The 1674-nt window shown below is 73.0% G+C and carries 1 protein-coding gene; it reads left to right on the top strand.

Annotation, left to right across the window (positions count from 1 at the left end):
- On the top strand, positions 1 to 1674 hold a 1674-nt coding region (locus AAHM41_RS40120), incomplete at both ends, for a condensation domain-containing protein (RefSeq protein WP_342242242.1).

Here is a 1674-nt window from a genome sequence, read left to right as displayed (position 1 = left end):
ACGCCCGAGACCCAGTCGGCGCCGGAAGGCGAGGCGGAACGGACGATCGCCGGGATCTGGGCGGACATTCTAGGTCGGCGTCATGTCGGCCGGGACGACAACTTCTTCGATCTGGGTGGTGACTCGATCCTGTCCTTGCAGGTGATCGCCCGGGCCCGGCAGCAGGGGCTGGTCCTGACTCTCCGCGACACCTTCCAGCACCAGACCGTGCGGGCCCTGGCCGTGGCGGCACGCCGGAGGCCAACGGCTCCGGCAGCCGAAGCCAGACCTGCGTCGAGTATCGAAACGGAGCGGCCGGCGCGGCTGACGCCGTCGGACCTGCCGCTGGCCGGGCTGAACCAGGCGCAGATCGACGCCCTGCCGGTCCCGGCTGTGGCGATCGCCGACGCCTATCCGCTGTCGCCGCTGCAGCAGGGGCTGCTGTTCCACGCCCTGCACGCGACGGAGACGGGACTCTACGTCAACCAGGTCCTGGCGACCTTCGACGGGCCGCTCGACGCCGGTCGCTTCGCCCGCGCCTGGGAGGCCGCGACCGAGCGGCACGACATCCTGCGCACCGGCTTCCTGTGGGACGGCCCGGCGCCGCTGCAGCTGGTGCGGCGCAGCGTGCCCGTGCCGGTCGAGATCCGCGACGGCAGCGGCCTCGACGAGCCGGGGATCGCCGAGATCGCCCGCTGGGAGCGCGAGCGCGGCTTCGACCTGGCGGCGCCGCCGCTGATGCGGGTGCTGCTGCTGCAGGTGGCCGAGGACCGGCACCGGCTGGTCTGGACCTTCCACCACATCCTGATGGATGGCTGGAGCACGGCGCGGCTGATCGGCGAGGTGCTGTCGCAGTATCACGGCGCGGCGCCGGCTGTCGGCCCGGGCCGCTACCGCGACCACATCGCCTGGCTGGCCGACCGCGACATTGCGGCCGACGAGGCCTTCTGGCGCGATCAGCTGGCCCGGTTGGAGGCACCGACCCGTCTGGCCGACGCGCTGCCGGCCCCGGTGCAGAAGGGCGACGGGCACGGCGTCCTCGCCACCCGCCACGACGCCGGCCGCATGGCCCGGCTGACCGCCTTCTGCCGGCGCGAGCGCATCACCCTGAACACGCTGGTGCAGGGCGCATGGGCGCTGCTGCTGTCGCGCTACACCGGCCAGCCGAGCGTCGCCTTCGGCGCCACCGTCGCCGGCCGCCCGGTCGAGCTGCCGGGGGCCGAGACGCTGCTGGGCCTGTTCATCAACACCCTGCCGGTGATCCAGCAGCCCGACCCCAAAGCCCGGGTGGGCGACTGGCTGCGCCGGGTGCAGGACGTCATGCTGGCGCTGCACGAGCACGAGCACACGCCGCTGGCCGATATCCAGCGCTGGGGCGGGCAGGGCGGCCTGTTCGACACGCTGCTGGTGTTCGAGAACTACCCGATCGATCGTGCCGCCCGCGCCGGCGGCGATCTGCGGGTTACGGCGGCGGAGACGGTGGAGGCGACGCATTACCCTCTGTCGCTGGCGGTCCAGGCCGGCGACACGCTCGACATCGCCTATGGCTATCGCCGTGACGCCTTCGCGCCGGCGCAGGTCGAGGCGCTGGCCCGCCATCTCGACACGCTGCTCGACCGCCTGGCCGCGGATGAGGACGCCGCGCTCGGTTCCCTGTCCCTGCTGGCGGAGTCGGATCTCGCGCAGCTGGCGGCA

Source organism: Inquilinus sp. OTU3971 (assembly GCF_038440215.1).
The sequence above is the reverse complement of the archived record's forward strand: the minus strand, read 5'-3'. Positions and strand labels throughout refer to the sequence as shown.